The organism is Demequina sp. NBRC 110057 (assembly GCF_002090175.1).
GTDB lineage: Bacteria > Actinomycetota > Actinomycetes > Actinomycetales > Demequinaceae > Demequina.
Window position 1 is genome coordinate 345,408 of record NZ_BBRN01000003.1, and the last position, 23,219, is coordinate 368,626.

25 protein-coding genes and 2 tRNA genes are annotated in these 23,219 nt (G+C 65.7%); 10 read left to right on the plus strand and 17 right to left on the minus strand.

Translation table 11 applies throughout. The features are described 5' to 3' along the window. Positions 1–25 precede the first annotated feature (25 nt). The 10 genes from B7K26_RS01595 to B7K26_RS13215 form a co-directional block, all read right to left on the minus strand. Positions 26–1,264, minus strand: coding sequence for a hypothetical protein (locus B7K26_RS01595; RefSeq protein ID WP_143340403.1), 1,239 nt, complete (start codon positions 1,262–1,264; stop codon positions 26–28). Further along, positions 1,261–2,535, minus strand: a complete 1,275-nt coding sequence (locus tag B7K26_RS01600) for a hypothetical protein (protein ID WP_084076935.1) — start codon at positions 2,533–2,535, stop codon at positions 1,261–1,263. The genes B7K26_RS01595 and B7K26_RS01600 overlap by 4 nt, the downstream gene beginning before the upstream one ends. A gap of 141 nt (positions 2,536–2,676) precedes the next feature. Next, on the minus strand, positions 2,677–3,615 hold the full coding sequence (locus B7K26_RS01605; RefSeq protein WP_143340404.1) for a hypothetical protein: 939 nt from the start codon (positions 3,613–3,615) through the stop codon (positions 2,677–2,679). Between the two features lie 88 nt (positions 3,616–3,703). Continuing rightward, positions 3,704–4,441, minus strand: a complete 738-nt coding sequence (locus tag B7K26_RS01610; RefSeq protein WP_084076937.1) for a hypothetical protein — start codon at positions 4,439–4,441, stop codon at positions 3,704–3,706. 313 nt (positions 4,442–4,754) lie between these two features. Further along, positions 4,755–5,447: a DUF6338 family protein gene (locus B7K26_RS01615; RefSeq protein WP_143340406.1), complete on the minus strand. Its 693-nt coding sequence runs from the start codon at positions 5,445–5,447 to the stop codon at positions 4,755–4,757. 216 nt (positions 5,448–5,663) lie between these two features. Beyond that, on the minus strand, positions 5,664–6,614 hold the full coding sequence (locus B7K26_RS01620; protein ID WP_084076939.1) for a toll/interleukin-1 receptor domain-containing protein: 951 nt from the start codon (positions 6,612–6,614) through the stop codon (positions 5,664–5,666). Positions 6,615–6,738: 124 nt separating this feature from the next. Next, positions 6,739–7,602, minus strand: a complete 864-nt coding sequence (locus tag B7K26_RS01625; protein WP_084076940.1) for a nucleotidyl transferase AbiEii/AbiGii toxin family protein — start codon at positions 7,600–7,602, stop codon at positions 6,739–6,741. Continuing rightward, the gene (locus B7K26_RS01630) at positions 7,599–8,135 is read right to left on the minus strand and encodes a hypothetical protein (RefSeq protein ID WP_084076941.1); all 537 of its coding nucleotides are present in this window, start codon (positions 8,133–8,135) and stop codon (positions 7,599–7,601) included. The genes B7K26_RS01625 and B7K26_RS01630 overlap by 4 nt, the downstream gene beginning before the upstream one ends. 109 nt (positions 8,136–8,244) lie before the next feature. Beyond that, positions 8,245–8,982: a tyrosine-type recombinase/integrase gene (locus tag B7K26_RS01635; protein ID WP_200810919.1), complete on the minus strand. Its 738-nt coding sequence runs from the start codon at positions 8,980–8,982 to the stop codon at positions 8,245–8,247. Positions 8,983–9,500: 518 nt separating this feature from the next. After that, a complete protein-coding gene (locus B7K26_RS13215; RefSeq protein ID WP_375537570.1) occupies positions 9,501–9,782 on the minus strand; it encodes a CFI-box-CTERM domain-containing protein in 282 nt (93 codons plus the stop codon). A gap of 219 nt (positions 9,783–10,001) precedes the next feature. Here B7K26_RS13215 and B7K26_RS01640 point away from each other — a divergent pair, with 219 nt between their 5' ends. Beyond that, complete coding sequence (locus B7K26_RS01640; protein WP_084076943.1) at positions 10,002–10,715, plus strand: TIGR02391 family protein; 714 nt, start codon at positions 10,002–10,004, stop codon at positions 10,713–10,715. 138 nt (positions 10,716–10,853) lie between these two features. Here the strand turns inward: B7K26_RS01640 and B7K26_RS12905 are convergent, their stop codons facing one another. Continuing rightward, on the minus strand, positions 10,854–11,261 hold the full coding sequence (locus B7K26_RS12905; protein ID WP_159449573.1) for a winged helix-turn-helix domain-containing protein: 408 nt from the start codon (positions 11,259–11,261) through the stop codon (positions 10,854–10,856). 691 nt (positions 11,262–11,952) lie between these two features. Here B7K26_RS12905 and B7K26_RS01650 point away from each other — a divergent pair. From B7K26_RS01650 to B7K26_RS01660, 3 genes are all read left to right on the plus strand, one after another. Further along, positions 11,953–12,960, plus strand: coding sequence for a tetratricopeptide repeat protein (locus B7K26_RS01650; RefSeq protein WP_084076945.1), 1,008 nt, complete (start codon positions 11,953–11,955; stop codon positions 12,958–12,960). A gap of 189 nt (positions 12,961–13,149) precedes the next feature. Next, positions 13,150–14,405 (plus strand): IS3 family transposase gene (locus tag B7K26_RS01655; protein WP_143340408.1). Its coding sequence is split into 2 segments (ribosomal slippage): positions 13,150–13,420 and positions 13,420–14,405, totalling 1,257 coding nucleotides; the frame shifts between segments, so codons are not numbered across the junction. 50 nt (positions 14,406–14,455) lie between these two features. Further along, the gene (locus B7K26_RS01660) at positions 14,456–14,833 is read left to right on the plus strand and encodes a tyrosine-type recombinase/integrase (RefSeq protein ID WP_234998651.1); all 378 of its coding nucleotides are present in this window, start codon (positions 14,456–14,458) and stop codon (positions 14,831–14,833) included. A gap of 97 nt (positions 14,834–14,930) precedes the next feature. Here B7K26_RS01660 and B7K26_RS01665 read toward each other — a convergent pair whose 3' ends face one another. Next, positions 14,931–15,626, minus strand: coding sequence for a hypothetical protein (locus B7K26_RS01665; protein WP_143340409.1), 696 nt, complete (start codon positions 15,624–15,626; stop codon positions 14,931–14,933). A 216-nt stretch (positions 15,627–15,842) separates the two neighbouring features. Then, positions 15,843–15,916: transfer RNA gene (locus tag B7K26_RS01670), tRNA-Pro, on the minus strand. A 57-nt stretch (positions 15,917–15,973) separates the two neighbouring features. Between B7K26_RS01670 and B7K26_RS01675 the strand changes: the two genes are divergently transcribed. Next, the gene (locus B7K26_RS01675; RefSeq protein WP_159449574.1) at positions 15,974–16,357 is read left to right on the plus strand and encodes a DUF1304 domain-containing protein; all 384 of its coding nucleotides are present in this window, start codon (positions 15,974–15,976) and stop codon (positions 16,355–16,357) included. 67 nt (positions 16,358–16,424) lie between these two features. Then, a tRNA-Gly gene (locus B7K26_RS01680) sits at positions 16,425–16,495 on the plus strand. Between the two features lie 132 nt (positions 16,496–16,627). Here B7K26_RS01680 and B7K26_RS01685 read toward each other — a convergent pair. The 3 genes from B7K26_RS01685 to B7K26_RS01695 form a co-directional block, all read right to left on the minus strand. Beyond that, positions 16,628–17,578, minus strand: a complete 951-nt coding sequence (locus tag B7K26_RS01685) for an aldo/keto reductase (RefSeq protein WP_084076949.1) — start codon at positions 17,576–17,578, stop codon at positions 16,628–16,630. A gap of 68 nt (positions 17,579–17,646) precedes the next feature. Next, complete coding sequence (locus B7K26_RS01690; RefSeq protein ID WP_084076950.1) at positions 17,647–18,066, minus strand: DUF1761 domain-containing protein; 420 nt, start codon at positions 18,064–18,066, stop codon at positions 17,647–17,649. A 2-nt stretch (positions 18,067–18,068) separates the two neighbouring features. Then, positions 18,069–18,533 (minus strand): SRPBCC family protein, encoded by a 465-nt coding sequence (locus B7K26_RS01695; RefSeq protein ID WP_084076951.1) that lies wholly within the window; start codon positions 18,531–18,533, stop codon positions 18,069–18,071. Positions 18,534–18,941: 408 nt separating this feature from the next. On the opposite strand from B7K26_RS01695, the gene cysK reads away from it, so the two are divergent. Then, on the plus strand, positions 18,942–19,877 hold the full coding sequence (gene cysK, locus B7K26_RS01700) for a cysteine synthase A (RefSeq protein ID WP_084076952.1): 936 nt from the start codon (positions 18,942–18,944) through the stop codon (positions 19,875–19,877). A gap of 18 nt (positions 19,878–19,895) precedes the next feature. After that, positions 19,896–20,549 (plus strand): serine O-acetyltransferase, encoded by a 654-nt coding sequence (gene cysE / locus B7K26_RS01705; RefSeq protein WP_084076953.1) that lies wholly within the window; start codon positions 19,896–19,898, stop codon positions 20,547–20,549. A 210-nt stretch (positions 20,550–20,759) separates the two neighbouring features. Here cysE and B7K26_RS01710 read toward each other — a convergent pair whose 3' ends face one another. Beyond that, positions 20,760–21,239, minus strand: coding sequence for a Dps family protein (locus tag B7K26_RS01710; RefSeq protein ID WP_143340410.1), 480 nt, complete (start codon positions 21,237–21,239; stop codon positions 20,760–20,762). A gap of 122 nt (positions 21,240–21,361) precedes the next feature. Between B7K26_RS01710 and B7K26_RS01715 the strand changes: the two genes are divergently transcribed. Then, positions 21,362–21,871, plus strand: coding sequence for a CoA-binding protein (locus tag B7K26_RS01715; RefSeq protein ID WP_084076955.1), 510 nt, complete (start codon positions 21,362–21,364; stop codon positions 21,869–21,871). A gap of 37 nt (positions 21,872–21,908) precedes the next feature. Next, the gene (locus tag B7K26_RS01720; RefSeq protein WP_084076956.1) at positions 21,909–23,174 is read left to right on the plus strand and encodes a GNAT family N-acetyltransferase; all 1,266 of its coding nucleotides are present in this window, start codon (positions 21,909–21,911) and stop codon (positions 23,172–23,174) included. Positions 23,175–23,219: the final 45 nt, after the last annotated feature.

Genomic DNA, 23,219 nt, shown 5'->3' on the forward strand with positions numbered 1-23,219 from the left:
GAGCGCTGTCGGTGCGCCAGACTCGTTAGTTTTCGCCTTCCTTGAGGCCACTCGGCCCTGCCGGTGCCGCATCGGTTGCCTGTGCACCGTTACCGTCAAGTGGCGCCGTCGTCGCTCCCGCGACAGCCGGAGCCGAAGTCTTAGATCCCGGTCCTTCGACGCTCGTCAGCACATCCCTGGCGACCGCAACGAAGTGCGGGTCGAGGTTCGCGGCGCTCACGAGGAACTCGACCACGTCAACAGCGATCTTGGCTGCCGTGCGATCGTACACAGCGCCAAAGGCCGTGGAAGCTGCGTGTCGCCTCCCAAGCATGGCCGACTCCGACTGGAACTCCAGTAGTCGCAGCGTGGCGTTAAGCGATGTCCCTCGACGCAGCAGGCGCACGACGAGTTCAAGGAGTTGCTCGAAGAATCTCGGGTTGACAGTCACCTTCGTGCTTGTCGGTATCTGCCCGGCCTCCTGGAGCGAAACGAGGAGTGTAGCGATCTCGTGCTGCTGCTTTAACTGTGTGGGCCCGCCGACCAGGTACTCGCTCAGACCGTAGTTGAGGTCGGCGATGTGATTGCCACGGAGCGCTCCTACGCAACGCGCAAGCGACAATGTGTACAACCACGCACAGTCCAGGAGAAGACCGACGTGCTGTGGGTTGTTGGCCTTCAGTGTGGATGCGACGGAGAGCAGCGTGTCAGGCAGCTCGATGAGGTTCCGGTGGTCGGGGTAGACCCAATAATTGAACTGTCGGAAGTCGAGGAGCGGCTTCAGGCCACGGTCCATCGTGGTGTATCTGCTCATGGACTCAGTGACTGTCGCAGCGTCGAACAAGCCCGTCAGTGGATGTGAGTCGAGCGGAACTTCCGTTGGCATCAGCTCCTCAAGGCGCGTCAGGTCTACCTCGTTCAGCGCCGTGATTCCCAGCCTCGCAGCGAGTTGTTTCGCGTCCGCACTGATTGGGCGGTCACGCACCATGTAAGAGGCATGAGCCCCGAACAACTCGACTAGCCCTCGCACCCAGAACATGCGCCCGATGATGCTGCTGTTCCCTGTTTTGCAGTCGACGATGCACGTCTGCACTTCGCCAGAGGGTGTCACCGCGACTCCGAGCACGTCGAGGTCTGTGAATGACGCCGGAGTGGCGGACGCGTGCCCGCGTCCGGGATTCGCCAACTCGACCGCACGCAGCACGACGTCAATGCGCGTCGAGTACCCCATGCGCCATAGAAGTCGGCGCGCGGCTACCTTCTGCCCGAGGTCCTTTTCAGTCATGAGTGCCTGTGCCCCATCATTTTGTCCACCGCGGCCTGCCACTTCTTGTCACTCATGTGCCGCTTGTCACGCAGGCGGTGCACGGTCCTGAGTGGGGCGGCGAATCGATCGTCACTCTCGAGGAGCCTGAGCGCTTCCGGCTGATTGGTGGTGCGAGCGGAGAGCGCTTCGCCGTGGACGAGGAGGTCCCGGGCCAAGGCGAGGGCTTCGCGGTTGTCCTCGGTGTCGATGAGGGTGGGCACCACCCAGGTTCCTCCTGGCATGGGGTCGTTGCCAAACTGAATGACGCCAGCGCGGTTGAGAAGTCGGTACTGTCGCGCTGACGAGGAGTGGGGGGCGATGGATCCTTCGCGTAGCAGTTTCTCGATCGCGAGGACCAGCGCCCCAGGTGACAGGCTCGAGTACCCGCCGAAGTACTGGCCAGTCCTGAGGCATGCGATGACAGCGAGGGCCTTGTCGAGAACCGGTTTGCGCGTTGTCAGTAGTTCGCTGTTGACGCTGTAAGGCAAGGCCGCGAACGACTCGAACCTGCCGCCCGGCAACTGCACCGAAGGTGCAAGGATGAGCCCTCGAGCGACGGCATCTTCGATGACGCCTCCCGCGCGCGAGACCGGAATGCCCTGTTCCCCTCTTACAAGCTCGAATGCGTCGGCCAGTTCGTGGGAGCCGTGATCTCGGACAGCATCCGCCAGGAGTTGCGGCTGCTCGAAGCCAAGGAACGGCGAGTAGAGGACATCGTCGCTCCCCAGCGAGATCGTCTGCACGAGCTGGGCCTCAGTCGCGATGTCGAGAAGCATCGGGAGATCGGCTTCGTCTAGTTGGAGCTTAACGACGACTTCGTCGCGGGCGATCGGTGCCTTGGCGAGTCCGTCGACCAACGTCACTACCTGTTGTTCGAGTTCGCTCGGTGATGCCGCACGCCAGGCCCTACCGAGTCTCGGGTACAAGTCACCATAGAACGGCACGTTCTCGCTGAAGGACGTGATCCTGGAGCCAGACCGCTTGACGTCGCTAACAAGGCCAGCCTCTTCGAGCGTCGCGACTACGGAGTCGAAAGCGATCGTCGGAATGTCGAGCTGGTCGGCAACGATAGCGCGAAGATTCGGTGCATCCTCGATGACATCTCGGCCCCGAATGAGCGCCGCAACACCTGCGGCCATCCCGACTCGCTGAGTTTCGCTCAGATCGCCCAAGACAGCGTCACTCGGATGGAGGTTGCGCAGTCCGGCATTAACGTCCTGACAACGAAGCCCCTCGGTAAACGTATCCATTTAGCCCCCAGTTCAGGCCTGATGCTACCTGAGTGATGCGCCCCAAAATCCGTAGAGACCCTCGTCGTTGCCGACTAAGTGGAGTCGAATCGGGTGGTCACGACGACTATTCGTGCACCACACGCTTCACCAACTCGAGCGCTACTCGTTCAGGACGGAAACGGGGGCCAGTGCCCGCCTGCCATCTCTAAGGGCCACCCACATCATGGTCTCCATCGCCTGCTCCACCAACTGGTTGAGGACCGCCTGCTCGCGGTCACTCGGCGGCGCCGAGGCGAGGTATTCCCCACGCGGCGCAGTGCCCACGGATGCCTCGCCAACTATGACTGAGGCGCCTCGCAAGGACTTGTCCACGTGAACCCCCCGGTGCCCGATGCCCTCGAGTACACGTTCAACCCACCACCACTCGGGTCGGCGGCCTCGGGCACGAGGCGGTAGGTCGCGCTGGACCAGCGAACGCACATTGAGGTAGTCGAGCTCGAGCATGCGTTGGCGTAGGGGCGAGAATCCTGACTCGCGGGCGTGTTCCATAACGTAGATCTCGGCGAACGGTGATGAAGCGAGTGCCTCGCGAAGCGCCGGTGGAAACGAGGCTGCACCAGTCATCGGCCCGAACGACAGGTGCGTCGCCACCCCGAGGAGATAGGCGGGATAGTGGTCGTAGCTCGGAGCCTTGTCCGTCTTCTTTTCGATAGCCCGCGCGATCGTGAGCGCGTGCTCGGACTCGGTCACCTGGAACGGATCAGCGCTGGCCGAGTTGCTAGTTACCAGGCCGCGAGCCTGGTGCATGGGTAGCCCGCCGGTAGGACTCGTGACAACGACTTCCACTTCCTCTGTTTGCTTTCGGTCGTCTTTGCTCAACGGTCGCCCGTGGTGTGTGCGGCGGAGGAAGTCACGGTGCTTAACGGAACGCGCGTGAGTCTCCGAGAGGAATGCCTCGGTTACCTCGAGCCCCCAGGTTCTCGAGTCAGGCATGACAAGTTCGAAGTCGGGCTTCTCGCGTGGATTGACTCGGATCCCGCCGATCGCTTCCCGCACCCGCTCCGCATACGCGAGTTCTACGGTCTTCTTGTCTGGCATCATGGCCGCCCTCAGGGAATCGAATCATGGTGCTTCGCGGAGGGCACTGTGGGCCTGCATGCGAAGTCACCCTGCATTTCGCTGGACCTCAGTCGAGCTCCGGAGCGGCGACGTCGGCCGAGTGAACCTCGTTGATGAACTCCAGGAAGCGGCGGCCCTTGGGGGAGGTTCGCTCCTGGAGGATGCCCGACGCGGTCATGGTCACCCGCAGCGGGATCGCGGCGAGTCCCGCGTCCTCGAGATCCCGAACGGCCTGCGCAATCGGTTCCCCCCAGACTGTCTCCGGTACGCCCAGAGCGGAGGTCAACGGCCCGCTGATGCCCCCCATCAGAACGTTCGATTGCGCACCCATTAGTCCATGAGCTTCCAGCCATGCTCGCGGGTCGACGAAGAAATGCAGCAGGAAGACGTGCAGCTCATCGAGTTGCGCGACGAGCCGCCCAAATTGTTCCCGCTCGGATGCATTGAAGGGCGCCCAACTGCCTCCGTTTACTACTGCAGATGCCAGGCGCCTCCGCTTCGCTTCAGATGCTGTCTCTGCGGCCTCACGATGGGCCCTTGTCGCGAGCGCCACGAACTCGTCCGCATCGATGGCGATCGACCGCTCCATCGCGTCCAACCGCTCGCGCAGCTGGTCCAGGCCCTCGGCCACCAGGCGGTTGAACTCCTGGTCGCGTGCGGCGCGCCTCCGAGTCAGCGCAAGCCCCAACGCCTCCGCAGCGATAGGTCCCGCCAGAGGGATCGACCCCACCGCGCCCTGAGCTAGTGCACCAATCGCATCGGACCTGAAGGAAGTCTCAGGCAGAGCCCTTTCGAGTTCTCCCATAGCTACTTAGACTTCCTAGCTTCGCCGATGCCGCCATTCTTCGGGGACTTGGGCGGCTTCGGCGGTGGCACAAACTTCGCCGGACCCGCCGAGCCCGTCAGAGACTTGCGCCGACCACCCTTGTCCCCGCCGGCCTCCTTGCTCACCTCGTCACCACCTGCCACCTACTTGGAATCCTGTGGTTTGCCAACTCCACCGTTCTTCGGCGTCTTCGGGGGCGCCGGTGGTGGAACGTATTTTGTCGGACCTGCGGAGTGCTCGATGAAGGCGGAGGACTCCTTCGAAGTTCGCCCGCTCTGGTCGTTGTCCTTGCTCATTGCCCCTCCTCAGAAGCGCTCTCGTACGGTTGAGCCTGCGGACGCCCCCAGAACACGAGGTCGTCGTCGTTGATCGTGATGTAAACACCGGTCGAGGGAACCGCGTCGCCGAGCTGACCGTCTTGATCAATCTCGAATTGTTGCGCGATGTAAAGACTCCGCGGTTCGGGATACGTGGACGCCTGCGACCCCTTCGTGAACCAGCCGCCCACCCATTCGCCGTTGGCACGCCTTACCCTGATCCACGCTGGCTGCACATCGCGGACAGCGTGGTCCCACGCAGTGGGCGTCAGCGTGTAGCCGTACTTCGAACGCGGAGCGCGAAACCAGCCGACCGTCTCCGATTTCTCCCACCTAACGTGCTGCCACTGGAGTAGCACCGAGAGTGCAACCGGGACCATGAGATAGAGCACCAAGACCGTCGTGCCGACGTGGCGAGGGTCGGTGATCTTGAGCGCGTCGGCGTCGTCACCCGCACTGATCCCGGCGACGAGCCGCTCGCCCCAAATCATCAAGTACACGGCTGTCAAAGCCACTGCGAAAGCCGCACCGCGAGCGATGGACAGACCTAGTTCACGATCACTTGCGGTCTCGCCACGTGCCCAGCGCCGGACGCCGGCCTGAATGAAGCCCGGCAGAGCCACTACGACGAAGACCGCGATCGCAAGACTGCTTGTCGGTAATCCCACCTATCCCCCCCTCGCGCTGACATCGCCGGCACCACGCGCACGACGCTAGCACGCGTGAATACGAGCCACTTTGAAGTACCCGCACCAACTATTTCGCACCTGCGTGGATTTCTGCGGTGCGCGCACTCGGGCGCCTCGTCACCCCGCGCAGACTTCCACGCGCATGAACCGGTGCGTGCCTCCCCTGATCGGCGGCGTGCTCGTTGGACGCGCCTTCTACCGCAAGGCCCTGCGGGCCAGCGGGCTCACTCCCGAGACGATGTAATAGCCGCCGCTCACCTCATGGAAGGTGCTGAACATACCTTCGGCGCGAAGGCTCCTCAGTACGGCGCCGAGGGCATGCCATCCGAGGCCGCAGTCCCCGGCGGAGAACTGGCTCTGCCCGCCGTTCACCACGGCCGAGAGGACATCGAGGCGGGCGGCATCGACATCGAGCCCTCGCTCGGCCTCGAGGTCGAGCCAGATCCGGTCGGAGAAGGGGTGCAGCATCCAGCGGACGCCGCCGGCCATTGCCGTGACGTTGATGCGGCGCGTTTCGGAGAGCACCGTCATCGACTCGGCGAACTGCTCAGCGGAAACACCTGTCGCCGCAGCGCGCGCCTGCACGTCGTTGGAGAAGATCATCCGGCCGGGACCGTCGTGGTTTCGCATCTCGTCGACCACGAGGCTGAAGACCGTCTCGTCTTGAGGGTCATCAGTCCACTTCAGCGGGGTCGACGCGTAGTTGGGCCTCATGCCGAGCGCCGGCGCGGACACGGCGCCGTAGACCGCAGCCGTCACGTCGTGGACGACACTGTCGAGACCATCGCGCGGCACCGAGGACCACTTCAAGTGCTTCAGCGCGGCAGGAACCCGGACATCATCGTCGAGCAGGATCGGCATAATCCGCTTGGCTCGCTCGCTCTGGATCCGCCGGATCACGGCGGCGTCGAGCTCTTCACGAACCCAGGGCTTCATCACGCTGACATGGGACAGCACCACCACGAAGGCATCGGCGCGGTCGACGCCATCGTCGAAGACCTTCGCCACGAGCGAGTCTCCGGCCTGGATCTCCCATTGATCGACCCACGCGTCGATGCCGAGCTCGCGCAGCTGCTTCGCGAACGGCAGCACGAAGCGCTCCTTGTCCTCCGATGCATGGCTGATGAAGACGCGCGGGGCTTCCATGACGCGATCTTCGCGTCTGGGCGGCGACGCACGAGCCCGGCGCGCCGCGTCTCGTCTCGATATCGGGTGCTATCGAGCGGCGCGAGACTAGGACCGCACCCGACCCGCACCTCGTTGTGAACGGTCAGGACTCCTCATGATTGTCCGGGCCGTGCGCGAAGACCAGGTCGAGGATCTCAGCGACTCGCGCGACCTGGTGGTCCAGGTTGGCCTCGCAGATCTCTTCGAGTTGTTGCTTGCGTCGCCACGCGGCCCACTTGGGCTGCGCGATCGCGCCGTAGTCCGTGAGATGTGGCGTCACGGGTTCGAGGGTCACTTGCCGGTAGCGGGCGACGGCGCGCGCTGAGCGGAGGAGTTCGTCGGCGTCGTACCCGCCTTCGCAGAGTTGGACGATGTCGACGTAGTCGCGCCAGCGGGTGCTGGTGATGCCGCGTTCGAGGATGGTGACGCCCTTCTCGGCGATCGCGGTCTCCTTGGCGTAGCCCAGCATCTCGATCGGCTCACCGATGACGCGTGGCACCACGATCCTGCGCGGTGCGGGCACGATCGGGTCACCTGTCGAAACGTCCAGCGCCATGACAGCGCGGGCGCGTCCGACCGTCGCATCGACTCTCAACCGTAGTCCGGGATAGTCGCCGCCTTCCCTGATCTCCTGGACCCGGAGCGTGGCGAGGTCGAACTCGACGCCGTCGTCGGATTCCACTGCTGCGATCGCCGCGAACACGTCGGCGAGGCTGTCCGCGGTGACGTCGCTGCTGACGGCGTTCATGTCGACGTCCTTGGTGGGGCGACGTGCGCTGTAGACGGCGAGGAGGATTCCACCTTTGAGGACGAAGTCGTTGGCGTGCTCGGTGAGGGTGAGCCGATGCAGGAACGACTCGAGGACGTGGCGCGTGACGTACTCCGCGGTGGGCGGCTGCTTCCCTGTCGCGCCGCCAGCCCTGCGGGCCTCGGCTTGGAGGCGGTCGTAGGTCTGGTCGCCGGTCATGCGAGCAGCTCCAGTGCGTCGAGCAGCGGCTTCTTCGCGCGAGGAAGCGCCGTCGCATATGGCAGCAGTGCGGCTGGCTTGCCGCCACGACGCAGCCACTCCTTGAGCGCGTCGCGAGCCGTCTCGTAGCCGGTCTGCCCGCGCAGGCGGAACGCGTCGGCGATGGACCGCTCCGGGGAGTACAGGCCGATCGTCAGGTCGGTGCCTGGGATCTCGATCTGGGTGCGGCCCATGTCGAAGGTGTCCCGATCGAAGGTGTGCCATGCGATCGCGCCGTCGCCGGCGGGGATCCGTGCGCCGCGGTGGATCGCGATGTCGATCTGGGCGGGGATGTCGTCGATCAGGTCATGGTGCGCCAGTGCGGAGATGAGGCAGATGGTCGCCTCGGGCCTGCGGGTGACTGCTTCGATCTGATCCCAGTCGCCTGCGGAGGCATGGGCGGGTAGGTAGATGCCGCGCGCGATCCGGCGCAGCTGCCCACGCTGGAGAGCACGATGCGTTCGGGTGCGAGCTGCGCCCGTCGCGCCAACCATGGCTACCTCCGCCTTTCGAAGTAACAAAATGTCTACAGATGAGATTAGCAGTATGCGTTTCGTTACACCAGGCATCCGGCACCCTCCGGCGTCGAGAAACGTGCACGGCTCATAGGCCCAGGTGCTGGCTCGAGGTGGTGCGCATCGACGTGATCGGGCGGATATACGAGTTCACCAGTATCGCGAGATCGCGGTGGCGGGTCTGTGCGGCGATGCGGTCGAGCGACACACCGGCCATCGCGGCGGACGTGGCGTGTCCGGCTCGTAGGGAGTGGGCCGTGATGCGGTCTCCGGTGAATCCGACTGCGTGGGCGCGGGTCTTGACGATCCGCACAACCGATGCGGCTTTGATCGGGTGGCTCGAGACTGTGCCGTTGGCGCGGACCTGGGTGAAGACGGGCCCGGCCCCGCTCGGGCGAGTGCGCAGCCATGCGTCCAGCGCTTCGACCGGATCCGTCTCGAGCGACCGGCCGTGGGCGATGGCGACGGTCTGGCCGTGGCCGTGGGGGTCGCCCTTGGAGCGGCGCACGGTGATCAGCAGCCCGCCCTGCGCACGCGCGATGTCCGCCGCCTCGAGTGCGGCGAGCTCGGACCGGCGCATGGCCGAGGCGAAGCCGAGCAGGATGATCGCGGCGTCGCGCTTGCCGATCGCGGTAGTGCGGTCGATGGCGGCGAGGATCTCCCGGATGTCCTCGACCAGCAGCGGTCGTGCGCGGCGGCGGGGTGCGACGCCGAGGATGCGGCGCAGGCCGCGGCGGACGCGCGTGACCAGCTCGCTGGCGGTGGGGTCGTCCAGGCCTGCGACTCGGTGGCGGTGGGAGATGGCGGCAAGCGTGCAGGAGACCATGCCGCTAGTCAGCCCACGTTCTGCCTGGGAGGTGATGTAGGCGCAGACGACCTCAGGTGCGGCGGGCAGCGCTGTGGAGCCGCGCGCTTCGCACCATGATGCGAAGCCTCGCCACGCCGAGGCGTAGGTGGTGAGCGTCGACGGCGCGTGATGGGCCGCAACCGCTGCGTCGATCCGTGCTACGTCCGCGGGAGTCAGCCCTGCGGGGAGGGCTCTTGGGAAGTCTTCGTCTGCTGTCAGCCATGGAGTCATGCAGGCATGCCAGCAGGGCGACGGTAGTCGTCACAAAGACCCGTTTCTGTGCTTTCGCCACGTTGTATGCCTCGCCGCGCGGGCGTTCCAGAAGTCTCGACGCCACGCCTTCACCCTCGGGTAGAGAAGCTCGTTGGGCTCGCCGGTGCACTCTGTATCTGGGTAAGTGACTTGCTCGACTTGCCCATTGACGATCGGCTCAACACCTTCCATCCCCGATGTACATCAGGGCATGGACGGCGGACGCCACGAGAGGTGTACTACGCCTACACGGACAAGTGTGCAACCACACCGTCGAGGATGCGCCGCAGTGCAGCGTTAGTCCGGCGCGCACCACGGAGGCGGTCGGCCACGGGCTGGCTCACTGCGTAGTCCATACTTACCAACGCCCGCCCCACGGGACTCTTCCGCAACCGGTCGTCTCGGAAGCGCCTGCGGACACGCACCTCCGGTGCGTCGTATGAACCATAGGCGGCGGTGGCGATGTAGCAGCCTTGCCGAGTGGTCGCCGATGCCCGCCGAGCACGATGGAAGTGCCCCGGCGGCAGACTTCGGTGGACCCATCACAGCAACCCGTAGACGCCGCAGCAGTGTCGGCGACGCTTCCCACCCGAACAAACCAGTCTGGGAAACGTGCCAGGAACGGTCGAGCCAGTGTGACACCGTCCACGAGGAGGTCGGTTCGACATACACCTCGGCGGCGATAGAACCGCCCCAGCCAAGAGCGATCTCCACACGGGACTCCACACCGACGTACTGTCGTCTCCATGTACAAGCCCTTGATTCCCTGGGAGACCCTGCGCACAGCGGGCACCGACGCCCTGGCACACCTCCTCGTACGACAGCTCGTTAAGGGAGGGGGACGATCGATTATCGCCAACAATGTGTTCGCGGGAGCGAAAGTGGCCGCCAGCGAGCCCGACGCGCCGTCAGATACCGAGGTCTTGTTGACGAGGCTATCTGATGCGTGGGCGTGGCTCGCTGCCCACGGCTTCCTAGGACCGGAGCTAACGCCGGGCGGGAACCCTCACGTGCGCGTGACGCAGTCCGGAATCGCCTTCGCGGAAGACGACGCAGCAGTCGCAAAGGTCTGGGCCGAGGACCGTCTACTAGGGGTCACATCGCCAGCACTCTCCACCGCGAAGATCAACCTAGCCATGGGCGAGTACGAGACCGCCGCATTCTCCGCGATGAAGGCCGTTGAAGTGGCGGTTCGCGATTCAGCGGGGCTGCCAAATTCGCTGGTAGGCGTTCCGCTGATGCGCACCGCCTTTGGCGTCTCAGGCAAAGGCGCGCTGACTGATACCGAGGCCGAGGCCGGTGAACAGCAAGCGACTATGGACCTGTTCGCGGGCGCAATAGGAGCATTCAAGAACCCGTCGAGCCACCGCACCGTTTCGTTTGACGATCCTCTGGAGGTAGCAGAGATCATCCAACTCGCAGACCTACTGCTTCGAGTTGTCGAGCGCCGGAGTGCGTGAAGAGTTCACCCAGTACTCGGCACACAACCGACTAAACGACGCAGTTCGTACCATTCGGGGTACACCCCCCCCAGTGAGTGGGAGAAGACTGGTAAGAACTCGACGCCGCTACTCGGAACCACGACCACTCGCTGATCTCTAAGACTTGCGCCTCACGTGTTCATTGAACGCCTCGCGCTCCACTTCGTGCCGAACACGATCTCTACGAGCTGCGGCAGAAGCCGTCTCGATCATCCCGTCGTGTGGACGCTTGTCGGTGAGCATCCAGTGCCGACCGTTCCGGGCGACGAGCCCGCCTTTGTTCGAGAGCCGCTCGAGGTGACGACGCGTTGCACTCACAGACATGCCGGTGTTTGCTGCGATGTCCTCCACGGTGGCACGACCACCGAGGGCGACCAGCACCTCATACACGACGGCTGCACCCCCTCCCAGGCCACTGCCATTCCTGAAGGTGTCACCGAGCAGGATCTGGCACCTTTCGGCCTCTGGCTCTGACTCGCTCGCGCGGCCTTCCGGGTCCAGCAAGTAGCGGCGCGCCATCGCCATGTCGTCGAGAACTCCCTCCCTCCGGTCGTGAGCGCGCGTAGTCAGACCACGCGCGATAAATCCTGCGTCTCGGAGGCGTTGGAGGCTTGCGGCCACGGTGCCATGCCCAGCGAGTCCAGGGAGTTCCCCGACCTGGCGATACGACATGCCTATCGAGAGCCGGCCCAGATCCTGTGCAGTCTGGAGGAAGGCCTCCACGAATCTGACGTCTGTAGGGACGGACCGTCTATCTGTTGTGCGCTGGAGAATCTGACGCGTCCAATAGGTGCGCATCTGGCGCACTCGACGACGCGCATTCTCATGGGATGCCGCCGGGCGTCACGAATCTGCCTATTACGCGCAGGTCACAACGCTTGAAGAATTATTTGACCGCGCACGTGACCACCTCGATGTTGGAGACGTCACCGAAGCAGCGGCCGTTTTCCGAACTGCCCGAGACAACGTCACACCACTACTAACGACCCTTAACGAGGTACACGGCACCAAGTACCCGATTCCGACATGGGTCTATCGCCCCTATGACGCTAGGTGCCGAGCTAGCTCACAGCAAAGGCCGCCTTAAGCCAGGTTGCGCATGAAATGCGGCACTGATCGTCGCGATTCGGCATGGGAGTTGTTCAGGTCGCCGGTACGGTGAGATCAATCGACTACGCCGTCGAGGAGAATGGCAACTACTACAGGACGTGGGCTCATGGACGAGGCAATGGAACGGGGCGCGGCGATTCTTCGTCGCTTCAACGAGCTCTTGAGGGGTGCACAAGGGGCATTTGCGCAGAATCGCCTAGCAGATGCCGAACAGTTGCTCGAAGAAGCCGTTGAACTCAGCGCAATGATGATCCAGATTCAGGCCCGCCCCGACACTCTTTGGTCACACTCGGTCGCGCGCTTCCAGCTCGGGCTCACCCTCTTTAAGCTCAGCGCGGCACCCGAGGCGATACCCCACCTGGAGGTCGCTGTCGACATGGGGCGACAAGTCGTTTCGACGGAGCCCTCACTTGAAGAACAATTTCCCGTCATGTTGCTCCAACTCGCCAAGGCCTACCGTGGCCCCGTCGGATACGCCCCGGCGGGTCAAGTGCCATTGCTTGATGCAGATGAGATGCGGGCACACCGGGTTGACCGCATGAGGAACGGCGCTTGGCCTATTGGAACCATGACATTGATGTCGGAGGAACAGGCCGCTAAAGCGCTCGACCCACTCAACGAGGCAATTCCGATCCTTCGTAGGCTTGTGAGGACAGACCGCGACCAGTTTCAGAGCAAGCTTGCACTGTGCCTCAACCTTTTGGGGGAGACCTACCTCGACGCATCTCGGTTCGTAGAAGCCGAGCCCCCGCTGCGCGAGGCAGAAGCAATGTACCGCTTGCTGGTTATGCGAGATCCAGGTTTCTTCCAGCCGCTGCTGACCGACACGCTCGAGCTCCTTGGGCGGATCCCCAACGCGAACCCAGGTTCACTCGACCGCATCAGCACGCTCGAAGAACTGCTGCCAAGGCTTCGAGAAGAGGGCCACATCTCGCGGGAAGAGATGGAGAGTGGCGTCACCCTGACGAAGAGTGCCGCGCGGGACCGACTTTCCGACGCCGTCAACGAGTTGTACCGACTCTACGAGACCGAAGGCATGGTGGAGGAACAAGCGGCGCTGGAGGACGAGGTCAACATGCTTCTCGGCGAAACTTACAACATCCGTTGGGGATGACGTCCCGTGGACTGGCCCGTGCTATCTGATAGACAATCCCGGCCACGGACGAAGTAGTGACCGATGCATCTGCCCGCGTGCGACGAGTTGTGCCGCATCTCATCGCAGGCTCCGCGCCCGCGTATCTCGCGATGAACCGTCCCCGGTTTGATGCCGCTTCCTTTCGAGTCTGGAAGGAAGATAGAGCCCATGCCGAAGAGGATTCCCGAGGAGACCAAGCAGCGTGCAGTGCGGCTGGTCCTGGACCATCTCGATGAGTACCCGGACCTCACCGTCGCGTGCCAGACGGTCGCTGGACGACTCGGCTTCGGAGCCGAGTCGCTGCGCCGATGGGTGCGCCAAGCGCAGGTCGATGCCGGTGAGCGTCAGGGCGTGACGACGTCCGAGTCCGAGAAGATCCGCAAGCTCGAGCGTGAGAACCGCGAACTGCGGGAGGCCAACGCGATCCTCAAGGACGCAGCGGTTTTCTTCGCCGGGGAACTCGACCCCCGTCGACGCTGATCGTCGCATTCATCGACGAGCAGCGCACCAAGGGTCGTGCGGTCGAGTCGATCTGCGCCGTCCTGCGAGGCCAGGGAGTCCAGATCGCCGCACGAACCTACCGGTCTCTCAAGACGCGCGATGCGTCTTTGCGGGACCGCGGCGATGCGGTCGTGATCGACGCGCTACTGGCTACGACGGGCACTCCCGAGGGCATGTACGGGCGTCGCAAGATGGTCTCCCACCTGCGCCGCCAGGGCCTGCCGGCCTCGGCCCGACAGGTCGATCGCCTCATGCGAGACCTGGGACTCAACGGTCGTGTGCGTGGCCGCGGTGTGCGCACCACGATCGCTGATCGCCATGCTGAGCGTGCCCCGGATCTGCTCGATCGGGACTTCACCGCGCCGGCCCCGAACATTCGCTGGGTCGCGGACTTCACCTATGTGCGCACCTGGGCGGGTTTCGCTTACGTCTCGTTCGTCATCGACTGCTACTCGCGGGCGATCGTCGGCTGGCATGCGTCGATGTCGAAGACGACGCCGCTGGTGACGACCGCGCTGCGCATGGGACTGTGGCGGCGCGACCGCGCCGGCCACCCTGCAGGCGACGGTCTGGTGCATCATTCTGATGCCGGAAGCCAGTTCACGTCCGTGTCCTTCGCCGAGACTCTCGCTCTCGAAGGCATCGCAGCTTCGATCGGGTCCATCGGCGATGCCTACGATAACGCCCTGGCAGAGTCCTCAATCGGGTTGTTCAAGAACGAAGCGATCCGCGACGACTCACCATTCCGTGACGGCCCGCTGAGACGTCTGGAAGACGTCGAGTGGGTCACGCTTGCGTGGGTCGACTGGTACAACCAGCACCGCCTGCACTCCCGCCTGGGCGACGTCCCGCCCGACGAGTTCGAGGCCGCCTACTACGCTGACATCACCACGCCCGCACCGCCGGTGCTGGCACCCGCATAGAAGCGGCAAGGAACCGGGGACGGTTCAAAGTCCCCGTCCCGCGATTCCTCGTGGCAGACCTCACGACGATCACGAGCGGGCGCGACCCCGACGAGTACCTCTTCACCGCCGCCCGTGGCGGCCCGATACTTGACCACAACTGGCGCGCCCGCGCATTCAACCCCGCACGCGCCGGTGCCGAGGTGCCCAGCACATTGACGCCGCACAAGCTTCGGCACACCGCCGCCAGCATGGCCATCGCGGCAGGAGCCGACGTCAAAGTCGTCCAGCAGATGCTCGGACATGCAGATGCGTCAGAAACGCTCAACACCTACGCACACCTATGGCCCGACAAACTCGACACCATCGCCGATGCCCTCGATGCCGCACGCTCGGCGAGCCTGCAGCGGGCCGAGGTAGCACGAAGAGACGCGATCAGCCGCGATTAGCCGTCGCGAAGGCTCGACTGCACCGCAATCTGCGCCTCGCCCGACGAAATAGTGCCACTTTGTGACTCGTTCTAAACCCAGCGTGGTGGCCCGAGCTTTACTGCCAGATCTCGATGGTCTCTGGCGAACTCAGCTCGATCTGAGTCACACCGTCATAGAGGTAGATACTGCCTGAGCCACAAACGGTCAGGCCGACCTCGATGGGATCCACGTAGTAGCCCCAGATGATGAAGGTAAATCGCTCGGGCGACGGGTAGTCAACGCCTAGGTTGAGGAACGCACCGTCCTCCGTATTCCTAAGGCTCCTCAGCGGCCCACATACCCGTTGGGTTGTCCCGACATGGTCGCTCGCCTCATCCCAACCGAGGCCGCCGTCGGGCCAGGAGGCAGCGACCTCACCGCTTCCATCACCATCGGTACACAAGCCGTCTTCACGGAGCAGTGCGATGGCGTCGTCCACGATGTACTGCGTCCACGACCGGCATGTGGTCACGCCCGCCGCTTCAGTCGAGGCCACCGACGAGACGTAGTCGGTAAATACCCCATACTCACGACTGCACTGCTCGCTAAGCGCAGCAACCTCGTTGTTGAGCTGGTTGGAGCTGAGGTCCGAACGACTAAGGGCAACAGCCGACTCCAGGAGTTGAGAACAACTCACCGTGTTACTGCGAGCCTGGTCCGCGTCATTGACGCCCGATTGAGGAGTGGAGCTGTATCCGGCGCAGCCTGCGAGTCCTAGCGCGCACGCTACAGCTGCCAGCAGTACGCAACCGATCCTGTATTCCAAAGCCATGATGGCTGATACCGTCCCAGCCTCCTGGAGCATCGTCAATGACCTGTGACATTCCCAGCATTGCCTGGTACGCAACTTCCCAGTGACCCAGCTCCGCGGCACGCAATACTTGCTCCAGGGCCAGCGCTAGCCCACTTCAATGTCCCCAAAATGTCCCCAAAATGTCCCAAGGGACACTTCACCGAACATGCAGGGAGTTAAACCCCCTGGTAAAAGTCGGGGTGACAGGATTTGAACCTGCGACCCTCTGCTCCCAAAGCAGATGCGCTACCAAGCTGCGCTACACCCCGCGACTGCCCCTCTCGGGGCCTGCCCACTCTAGTATGCGCGGGGCTACGCTCGGGTCCATGCTCACCCTCGCGCTCGTCCTCGCCGGCCTTGCGGCCGCGATCCACGTCTATATCTTCTTCCTCGAGTCCGTGGCGTGGACGCGTCCCGCCACGCGGGCAGCGTTCGGCACCACCGAGGAGGAGGCCGCCGCCACCCGGGGCATGGCCTACAACCAGGGGTTCTACAACCTGTTCCTCGCGATCGTGACGGCCGCGGGCATCGTGGCATTCGCGCGCGACGCCGATACCGTGGGCGCCGCCCTTGTGGCGGCCGGGTGCGGGTCGATGGCCGCGGCGGCGCTCGTGCTGGTGGCCTCGGACAGGAAGTACGTCTCGGCAGCGCTCAAGCAGGGAACGCTCCCCGCGCTCGCGCTCGTGGCCCTCGCCATCGCGATGCTGTGACGGCGGCGGGCCGGTTACCGCATCGGCCCCCGACTCGGCTACTCTAGGTGCGCTGGTCAGCCAGCATGCGGGTGTAGCTCAATGGTAGAGCCTCAGTCTTCCAAACTGATTACGCGGGTTCGATTCCCGTCACCCGCTCCGCGCGACGAGAGCCCGGGCCCCTCCAAGGGGCCCGGGCTCTCGTGTTTCTCGCAGCGTGTTCCCTGGCGGGACATGGCGGTCACGAATCGCCCAAAAGTGACCCTCATGTCCCGCCAGGGCGCCGGAGGACTACGCCGACGCGTCGGTGAGCGCCCGCACCTCGTCGGCAGTCAGGTCGAGACTCATGGCCGTGACGAGCGCCTCGAGCTGTCCCGCGTGACGCGCCGACGCGATCGGCGCCACCACGGTGGGCTGTGCCTTGAGCCACGCGAGAGCCACGGACGCGACGGGCACGTCGTGCGCGGCGGCGACCTCGTCGAGCGCCCCCAGCACCCGCCGGCCGCGCTCGTCGAGGTACTTCAGCGCCTCGGGCGCGCGCGGGCTGTGCGTGTCCTGCTCGGCGTCGCGGTATTTGCCGGTGAGGAAGCCGCTCGCGAGCGCCCAGTACGGCAGCACGCCAAGCCCGTACCGCTGGGCGACCTCGCGCAGCTCGCCCTCGTAGGCGCGCTCCACGAGGTTGTAGTGGGGCTGGAGCGCGACGGGGCGGTGCAGCCCGTCGGCGGCCACCGCGTCCATCCACGCGTCGATGCGGTCCGCGGAGAAGTTCGAGATGCCGATCTCGCGCACCAAGCCGTCGTCCACGAGCGCGGAGAAGGCCGCGGCGGTCTCCGCGATGTCCTCGTCGTGGTCGAAGTGGGCGTAGTACAGGTCGACGCGGTCCGTCCCGAGACGCTTCAGCGAGGCCTCGGCCGCGGCACGCACGTTCGCCGACGAGAGGCCGGGGAAGTCCGCGTGCTGGCTCACCTTGGTCGCGATCAGCACGTCGTCACGCCTGCCGCTCGCGGCGAGCCACTGGCCGATCATCTCCTCGGACTCCCCGCCGGAGTGGCCCGGCGCCCACGCCGAGTACACGTCGGCGGTGTCGATCAGCCGGCCGCCGGCATCGGCGAAGGCGCCGAGCACGGCGAACGAGTCGTCACGGCCGGCCGTCCAGCCCAGGACGTTACCGCCGAGCGCGAGCGGTGCGCCGGTGAGGTCGAGGGATCCGAGCGCGGGCGAGGTGTGCGTGATCGCTGTCATGACCGTCTCAACGGCCGATGCCCCCGCCGGATTCCTTGAATCCTCAACCTGACCGCGGGTCGGGTCCGCTACATGAAGAGCGCGAGCACCAGTCCCGACAGGCCCAGGGCGACCGTGTCGTGGAGCGCGTCAAGCGCGGTCACGCCGGGGTGGCGCGCGGCGAAGCCGTTGTGCAGCGCGTGCGCGCCGCCGCGGAATACCAGGCCGACGACGGCGCCGAACGCGAGGCCCGCTCCCCAGTCGTCGATCCCGAGTCCCACCATGAGCACGGCGAGCAGGATCACGCCGAGCACGTTCGCGGCGATGGTGCCGCCGAAGGCGACGGCCATGGGCGCGTTCTCGACGTCCTTCTGCTCGATCCGCCCCAGCCGGCTCCACAGGGGGAACAGGCCGGCGGGCGAGTAGTAGAACCACCCGAACACGAACGTCACGAGGAACGCCACCAGCACGCCCCACCACGGCACACCGTCAAACGAGAGCCACTCCATGGTTAGCCCCTTCCCTCCGCGACCTTCGCGATGTCGTCGAGGTCCTCGGCGAGGGCCTTCTTCGTCGCCTTCATCGCCGTCTTGCCGAACACCGCGAGCATGAGGCGCTGTCCGAGCCCCGGGTCCTCCGTCGCTGCGGAGAACGACACGTCGAGGGTGACGCCAAGATCGGACGGCTCGAGCGTGAACACCGTGGTGTAGAGCGCCCCGCCGGCACGGGAGCGGACGGTGGTGCTGCGCGGCTCGTCGACCGCGGCGACCCACATCTCCTCGGTCTCGTCCTTGCCGAACATGCGGCGCGTCTCGCGCCACCGCACGCCCTCCGCGTAGCCCTCGCCCTCGACCCGCTCGACCGACACGATCTTGCGCATCACCTTGGCAGCGGCGTCAAGATCGGTGATGACGCGCCAGACCGCCTCGGGCGCCGCGAGAATCTCCTTGGAGACCTCGATCTTCTCGTCACTCATACGTGTGTTTCCCCTCATGAGACGACCCCATTGTCGTCGCGCCCACCCTAGCGCGCGAGCCCACGCGCACGCGGGAGCCGTCCCCGGTCTTGCCGCGCGGCGCGCATCGGCGCTAGCCTGACCGCACACGCACTCGGAGGGAACTCACCATGAGCAACGGCAGCGGCGTCGCCTCGACGCTGTCCTCTGCCGCCCCGATGTGCCCCCAGCCCTCGAGCATGTGCTGCCGCATGTGCTGCGAGGGCTGCTGTCTGTAGAGCGCTGGCAACGGCGCCGCGGCCACGAAGGCCCCGGACGCTCACAAGCCGCCAGCGCTCGCCCCGCGCGGAATCGAGATTCTTCTCACCGCGTTTCCACCCTGTGCCCGCCCCGCCGTGGGGCCCGCCACATCACCAGGAAGAGAGATCCATGGCCAAGATCTACGAGGACGCCACCGCCCTCATCGGCAACACCCCGCTCGTCAAGATCAACACCCTCACCGAGGGCGTCGAGGCGACCGTGCTCGGCAAGCTCGAGTTCTACAACCCAGCCAACTCGGTCAAGGACCGCCTGGGTGTGGCCATCGTCGACGCCGCCGAGGCGGACGGCTCCCTGAAGCCCGGCGGCACCATCGTCGAGGCCACGTCGGGCAACACCGGCATCGCCCTGGCCATGGTGGGCGCGGCTCGCGGCTACAACGTGGTCCTCGCGATGCCCGAGACCATGTCGAAGGAGCGCCGCGCGCTGCTGCGCGCGTTCGGCGCCGAGCTGGTCCTCACCCCCGGACCGGAGGGAATGAAGGGCGCCGTCGAGGCCGCCAACAAGATCGCCGAGGAGCGCCCCGGCTCGATCCTCGCCCGCCAGTTCGCCAACGAGGCCAACCCCGAGATCCACCGCAAGACCACCGCCGAGGAGATCTGGGCCGACACCGACGGCGAGGTCGACATCGTGGTCGCCGGCATCGGCACCGGCGGCACCATCACCGGCGTGGGCGAGGTCCTCAAGGCCAAGAAGCCCGAGGTGCAGATCATCGCGGTTGAGCCGAAGGAGTCGGCCATCCTCAACGGCGGCGAGGCCGGCCCGCACAAGATCCAGGGCATCGGCGCCAACTTCGTCCCCGAGGTGCTCAACACCGAGATCTACGACGAGGTCTTCGACGTCGACTCCGAGACCGCGATCGCCACGGCCCGCGCCACCGCCCGCAAGGAGGGCCTGCTGGTCGGCATCTCGTCCGGCGCCGCCCTGCACGCCGCCATCGAGGTCGCCAAGCGCCCCGAGAACAAGGGCAAGACCATCGTCGCGATCATCCCGTCGTTCGGCGAGCGCTACCTGTCGTCGGTGCTGTACGCCGACCTCATGGACTAAGAGGAGTCACCGTCCCCCATGACTGATCGCATCGGCCCCCTGGCCCAGGCACTCGAGGACGTGCGGACGGCGCACCACCGCGACCCCGCGGCGCGCTCGGCCCTCGTCATCGCGCTGTCCTACCAGGGCGTCCACGCCGTGTGGCATCACCGCATTGCCCACTGGCTGTGGACCCACGGTCTGAAGACCTACGGCCGGCTGTGGTCGCAGCACGCCAGGCGTCGCACCGGGATCGAGATCCACCCCGGTGCGACGCTCGGGCGGCGCCTGTTCATCGACCACGGCATGGGCGTGGTCATCGGCGAGACCGCCGTGGTGGGCAACGACGTCCTGCTGTTCCACGGCGTGACGCTCGGCGGCACCACGATGAGCCCCGGCAAGCGCCACCCCACCGTGGGTGACCGCGTGGTGGTGGGCGCCGGCGCCAAGGTGCTGGGTCCCGTCCACGTGGGGTGCGACGCGCGCATCGGCGCCAACGCCGTCGTGGTCAAGGACATCCCCGACGGCGCCACCGCCGTCGGCATCCCCGCCAAGATCAGGGAGCACCCCAACGAGCGCGAGGCCGGCACCGCGGCGTCGTCGGTGGACGCCGGCGACTCGCACGTCCACCCGGACCCGGACGCCGTCCCGGAGCGCGCCGAGCAGCGCGAACCCGCCATGTACTACATCTGACGTTCACGCGTCGTTCACCGCGCCGCCAGACGGATTCGTCACACCGGAGTGCATCCTCCCTGACAAACCGCGGCATCGATCGCTAGGGTGACGGCAGGACACGGCACAGCAGGACCGCCGTGGACGCACCCGTGGCGCGCCCCCTCAGCCGCGCCAACGACGACGGGCCCCTCGCCTTGCGGCGAGGGGCCCGTTGTCGTGTCGGGGACGCTACGAGGCGAAGGACCTCAGCATCCACGCCGTCTGCTCGTGGAAGTCGAGGCGGGCGTTGTAAAGATCGGCCGTCGCGCCGTCGCCGGCCTCGTCGGCAGCCTCGGACAGCGGGCGGATGGTGGAGGCGATCGCCTCGTGGTCGCGCTGCAGGTTCTTCACCATCTGCATCGCGTCGTCGGTGGGCTCGCGGTCGGTGATCGTCGCGAGTTCGAGCATCTCCGCCATGGAGCCGGGCGCCTTGTCGCCGAGGGCGCGCATGCGCTCGGCGAGGTCGTCCGTGGCCTCGAAGAGCGCCTGGTACTGCTCCTCGAGCATGAGGTGCAGAGACCGGAAGTGCGGGCCGGTGACGTTCCAGTGGTAGCCGTGGGTCTTCAGGTACAGGGTGAAGGTGTCCGCGAGGGTCTGGGCGAGCCCGGCGTTGATGTCCTTCAGCGCCTTCTCGTCGATGCCGATGGCGGGGGTGGTCTCGGAAGTCATGTCAGCTCTCCTTCGTGTGTCACTGGCACTGTCACGGCTCATAACGATGGGACGGCCGCGGGATATTCCGGCCGCGCCAACACGACGGGAATGACCGATGCCGGGGTACGGTTTCTTGCGTTATGAGCACCTTCGGCATCGAACCCGTGTCCTTCGAGGGCGCCGACGCGTGCCCCGCGCCCGCCCCCGGCCATCTGCCCGACGACGAGGCGCTGGTGACGGCCCTCGCGGAGGCCCGCACCGTTGCCGTCGTGGGCGCCTCTCCCAGCGACCACCGCACGTCGTACGCGATCGCGGTGTGGCTCATGGAGCACACCCCGTACGAGGTCTACCTGGTCAATCCCGTCGCCGTCGGCGAGGAGATCAGGGGTCACGCCTTCTACTCGTCGCTTGAGGATCTGCCGGTACGGCCCGACATCGTCGACGTGTTCCGCCGCTCGGAGCACGTGGGCCCCGTCGCCGCCGAGGCCGTGGCAGCCCAGGCATCGGTGCTGTGGATGCAGCTCGGCGTCGTCAACGACGAGGCCGGCCGCGTCGCCCACGAGGCCGGGCTCACCGTGGTGCAGAACCGCTGCCTCAAGGTCGAATACGACCGTCTGCGCGCGGACATCGAGGAGACGATGGCGGGCTGAGCCGCCGCACCCGGCGCCGCGGTGCGAGAATCGCCGCATGAGCATCCCCGCCGGCTACCGCCTGGTCTCCACCGACGTCTCCCGCGCCGCCGAGGTGCTGCACGTGACGTCGTTCGCCTTCGCCTTCACTCCCCCGGTCAAGGACGCCGACTTCGTCACGCGGATCTACCCGTTCGAGGCAGGCCGGGCACTCGAGGTGGCCGATGCGTCACGCGGCTCCGTGGGCACCCTCGCCGCCGCGCACACGTCCTTCCGCTTCCGCCTGGCCGTGCCGGGCGACCGTGCGATTCCCACCGCGGGGCTGACCTGGGTCTCGGTCCACCCCGGCCACCGCCGACGTGGGCTGCTCACGACGATGATCGCCGACCACTTCTCGCGATCCCTCGAGCGCGGCGAGCCCATCAGTGCGCTGTACGCCTCGGAAACCGAGATCTACCAGCGCTTCGGCTATGGCCTCGCCTCCCGGTCAGGCGTCATCGAGTTGGCAAACGGCACCACGTTCCGCGACATTGCCGGCTCCGATGACCTCATCGTCGAGATCGACTCCGCATCGTTCGACAAGCACGCGGGGATCCTCCGCGACGTCCAATCGCGCATGACGCGCCCCGGCACCATCGTCGACTTCGAGGAGGTCACGGTCGCCGAGGCCTTCCTTGACCTCGAGTACGAGCGTGAGGGCGCTGAGGAGCTGCGCATCGTCGTGGTGCGGGACGAAGACAAGCCGCTGGCGTGGGCCCTGTTGAGCCGCAAGGGCGCATGGGAACTGTTCGGCGCCAACGGCAAGGTGACGGTGAAGGCGTGGGGCTCGGTGGAGGCACGGGCGACGGCCCGCCTCATGAAGGTGCTCACCAGCTTCGACCTCATGTCGAAGGCGGCCATCGGCCATGTACCGGTGGACGACGAGATCCTTCACCTGCTCGCCAACCCTCGCGGCGCACGCCAAGCCATCCTCGACAACCTGTGGGTGCGCGTCCTCGACGTGAAGGCGGCGCTCGAGGGCCGCGGGTACGCCGCCGACTGTGACGTCACGGTGGACATTGCCGACGCGCAGTTGCCGGACAACGCCGGGGTGTGGCGCGTGGCGGTGCGGGACGGAGAGGCGACCATCACTCGCGTGACGGGCAACGGCGAGGCGGACCTCGCGATGAATATTCAGGAGCTCGGGGCCGCCTATTTGGGGGGCACGAGCGTCAGCACCCTGGCGAGCGCCGGGCTCGTGTCCGAGCGCCGCGCGGGTGCGGCCGGCGAGCTCTCGCGCGCCATGGCCTCCGACCGCGCACCGCTGTGCAATCTGGACTTCTGAGCCACAGCATCGGCCGTATTCCCGAACGCGGGAAAGTCCACACGA

Bases quoted from the DNA above. Each gene is read 5' to 3' on its own strand.
- B7K26_RS01595 (WP_143340403.1), bottom strand. From the start codon at position 1,264: ATGACTGAAAAGGACCTCGGGCAGAAGGTAGCCGCGCGCCGACTTCTA.
- B7K26_RS01600 (WP_084076935.1), bottom strand. From the start codon at position 2,535: ATGGATACGTTTACCGAGGGGCTTCGTTGTCAGGACGTTAATGCCGGA.
- B7K26_RS01605 (WP_143340404.1), bottom strand. From the start codon at position 3,615: ATGCCAGACAAGAAGACCGTAGAACTCGCGTATGCGGAGCGGGTGCGG.
- B7K26_RS01610 (WP_084076937.1), bottom strand. From the start codon at position 4,441: ATGGGAGAACTCGAAAGGGCTCTGCCTGAGACTTCCTTCAGGTCCGAT.
- B7K26_RS01620 (WP_084076939.1), bottom strand. From the start codon at position 6,614: ATGGAAGCCCCGCGCGTCTTCATCAGCCATGCATCGGAGGACAAGGAG.
- B7K26_RS01625 (WP_084076940.1), bottom strand. From the start codon at position 7,602: ATGACCGGCGACCAGACCTACGACCGCCTCCAAGCCGAGGCCCGCAGG.
- B7K26_RS01630 (WP_084076941.1), bottom strand. From the start codon at position 8,135: ATGGTTGGCGCGACGGGCGCAGCTCGCACCCGAACGCATCGTGCTCTC.
- B7K26_RS01635 (WP_200810919.1), bottom strand. From the start codon at position 8,982: ATGGTCTCCTGCACGCTTGCCGCCATCTCCCACCGCCACCGAGTCGCA.
- B7K26_RS01640 (WP_084076943.1), top strand. From the start codon at position 10,002: ATGTACAAGCCCTTGATTCCCTGGGAGACCCTGCGCACAGCGGGCACC.
- B7K26_RS12905 (WP_159449573.1), bottom strand. From the start codon at position 11,261: ATGGCGATGGCGCGCCGCTACTTGCTGGACCCGGAAGGCCGCGCGAGC.
- B7K26_RS01650 (WP_084076945.1), top strand. From the start codon at position 11,953: ATGGACGAGGCAATGGAACGGGGCGCGGCGATTCTTCGTCGCTTCAAC.
- B7K26_RS01665 (WP_143340409.1), bottom strand. From the start codon at position 15,626: ATGGCTTTGGAATACAGGATCGGTTGCGTACTGCTGGCAGCTGTAGCG.
- B7K26_RS01675 (WP_159449574.1), top strand. From the start codon at position 15,974: ATGCTCACCCTCGCGCTCGTCCTCGCCGGCCTTGCGGCCGCGATCCAC.
- B7K26_RS01685 (WP_084076949.1), bottom strand. From the start codon at position 17,578: ATGACAGCGATCACGCACACCTCGCCCGCGCTCGGATCCCTCGACCTC.
- B7K26_RS01690 (WP_084076950.1), bottom strand. From the start codon at position 18,066: ATGGAGTGGCTCTCGTTTGACGGTGTGCCGTGGTGGGGCGTGCTGGTG.
- B7K26_RS01695 (WP_084076951.1), bottom strand. From the start codon at position 18,533: ATGAGTGACGAGAAGATCGAGGTCTCCAAGGAGATTCTCGCGGCGCCC.
- cysK (WP_084076952.1), top strand. From the start codon at position 18,942: ATGGCCAAGATCTACGAGGACGCCACCGCCCTCATCGGCAACACCCCG.
- cysE (WP_084076953.1), top strand. From the start codon at position 19,896: ATGACTGATCGCATCGGCCCCCTGGCCCAGGCACTCGAGGACGTGCGG.
- B7K26_RS01710 (WP_143340410.1), bottom strand. From the start codon at position 21,239: ATGACTTCCGAGACCACCCCCGCCATCGGCATCGACGAGAAGGCGCTG.
- B7K26_RS01715 (WP_084076955.1), top strand. From the start codon at position 21,362: ATGAGCACCTTCGGCATCGAACCCGTGTCCTTCGAGGGCGCCGACGCG.
- B7K26_RS01720 (WP_084076956.1), top strand. From the start codon at position 21,909: ATGAGCATCCCCGCCGGCTACCGCCTGGTCTCCACCGACGTCTCCCGC.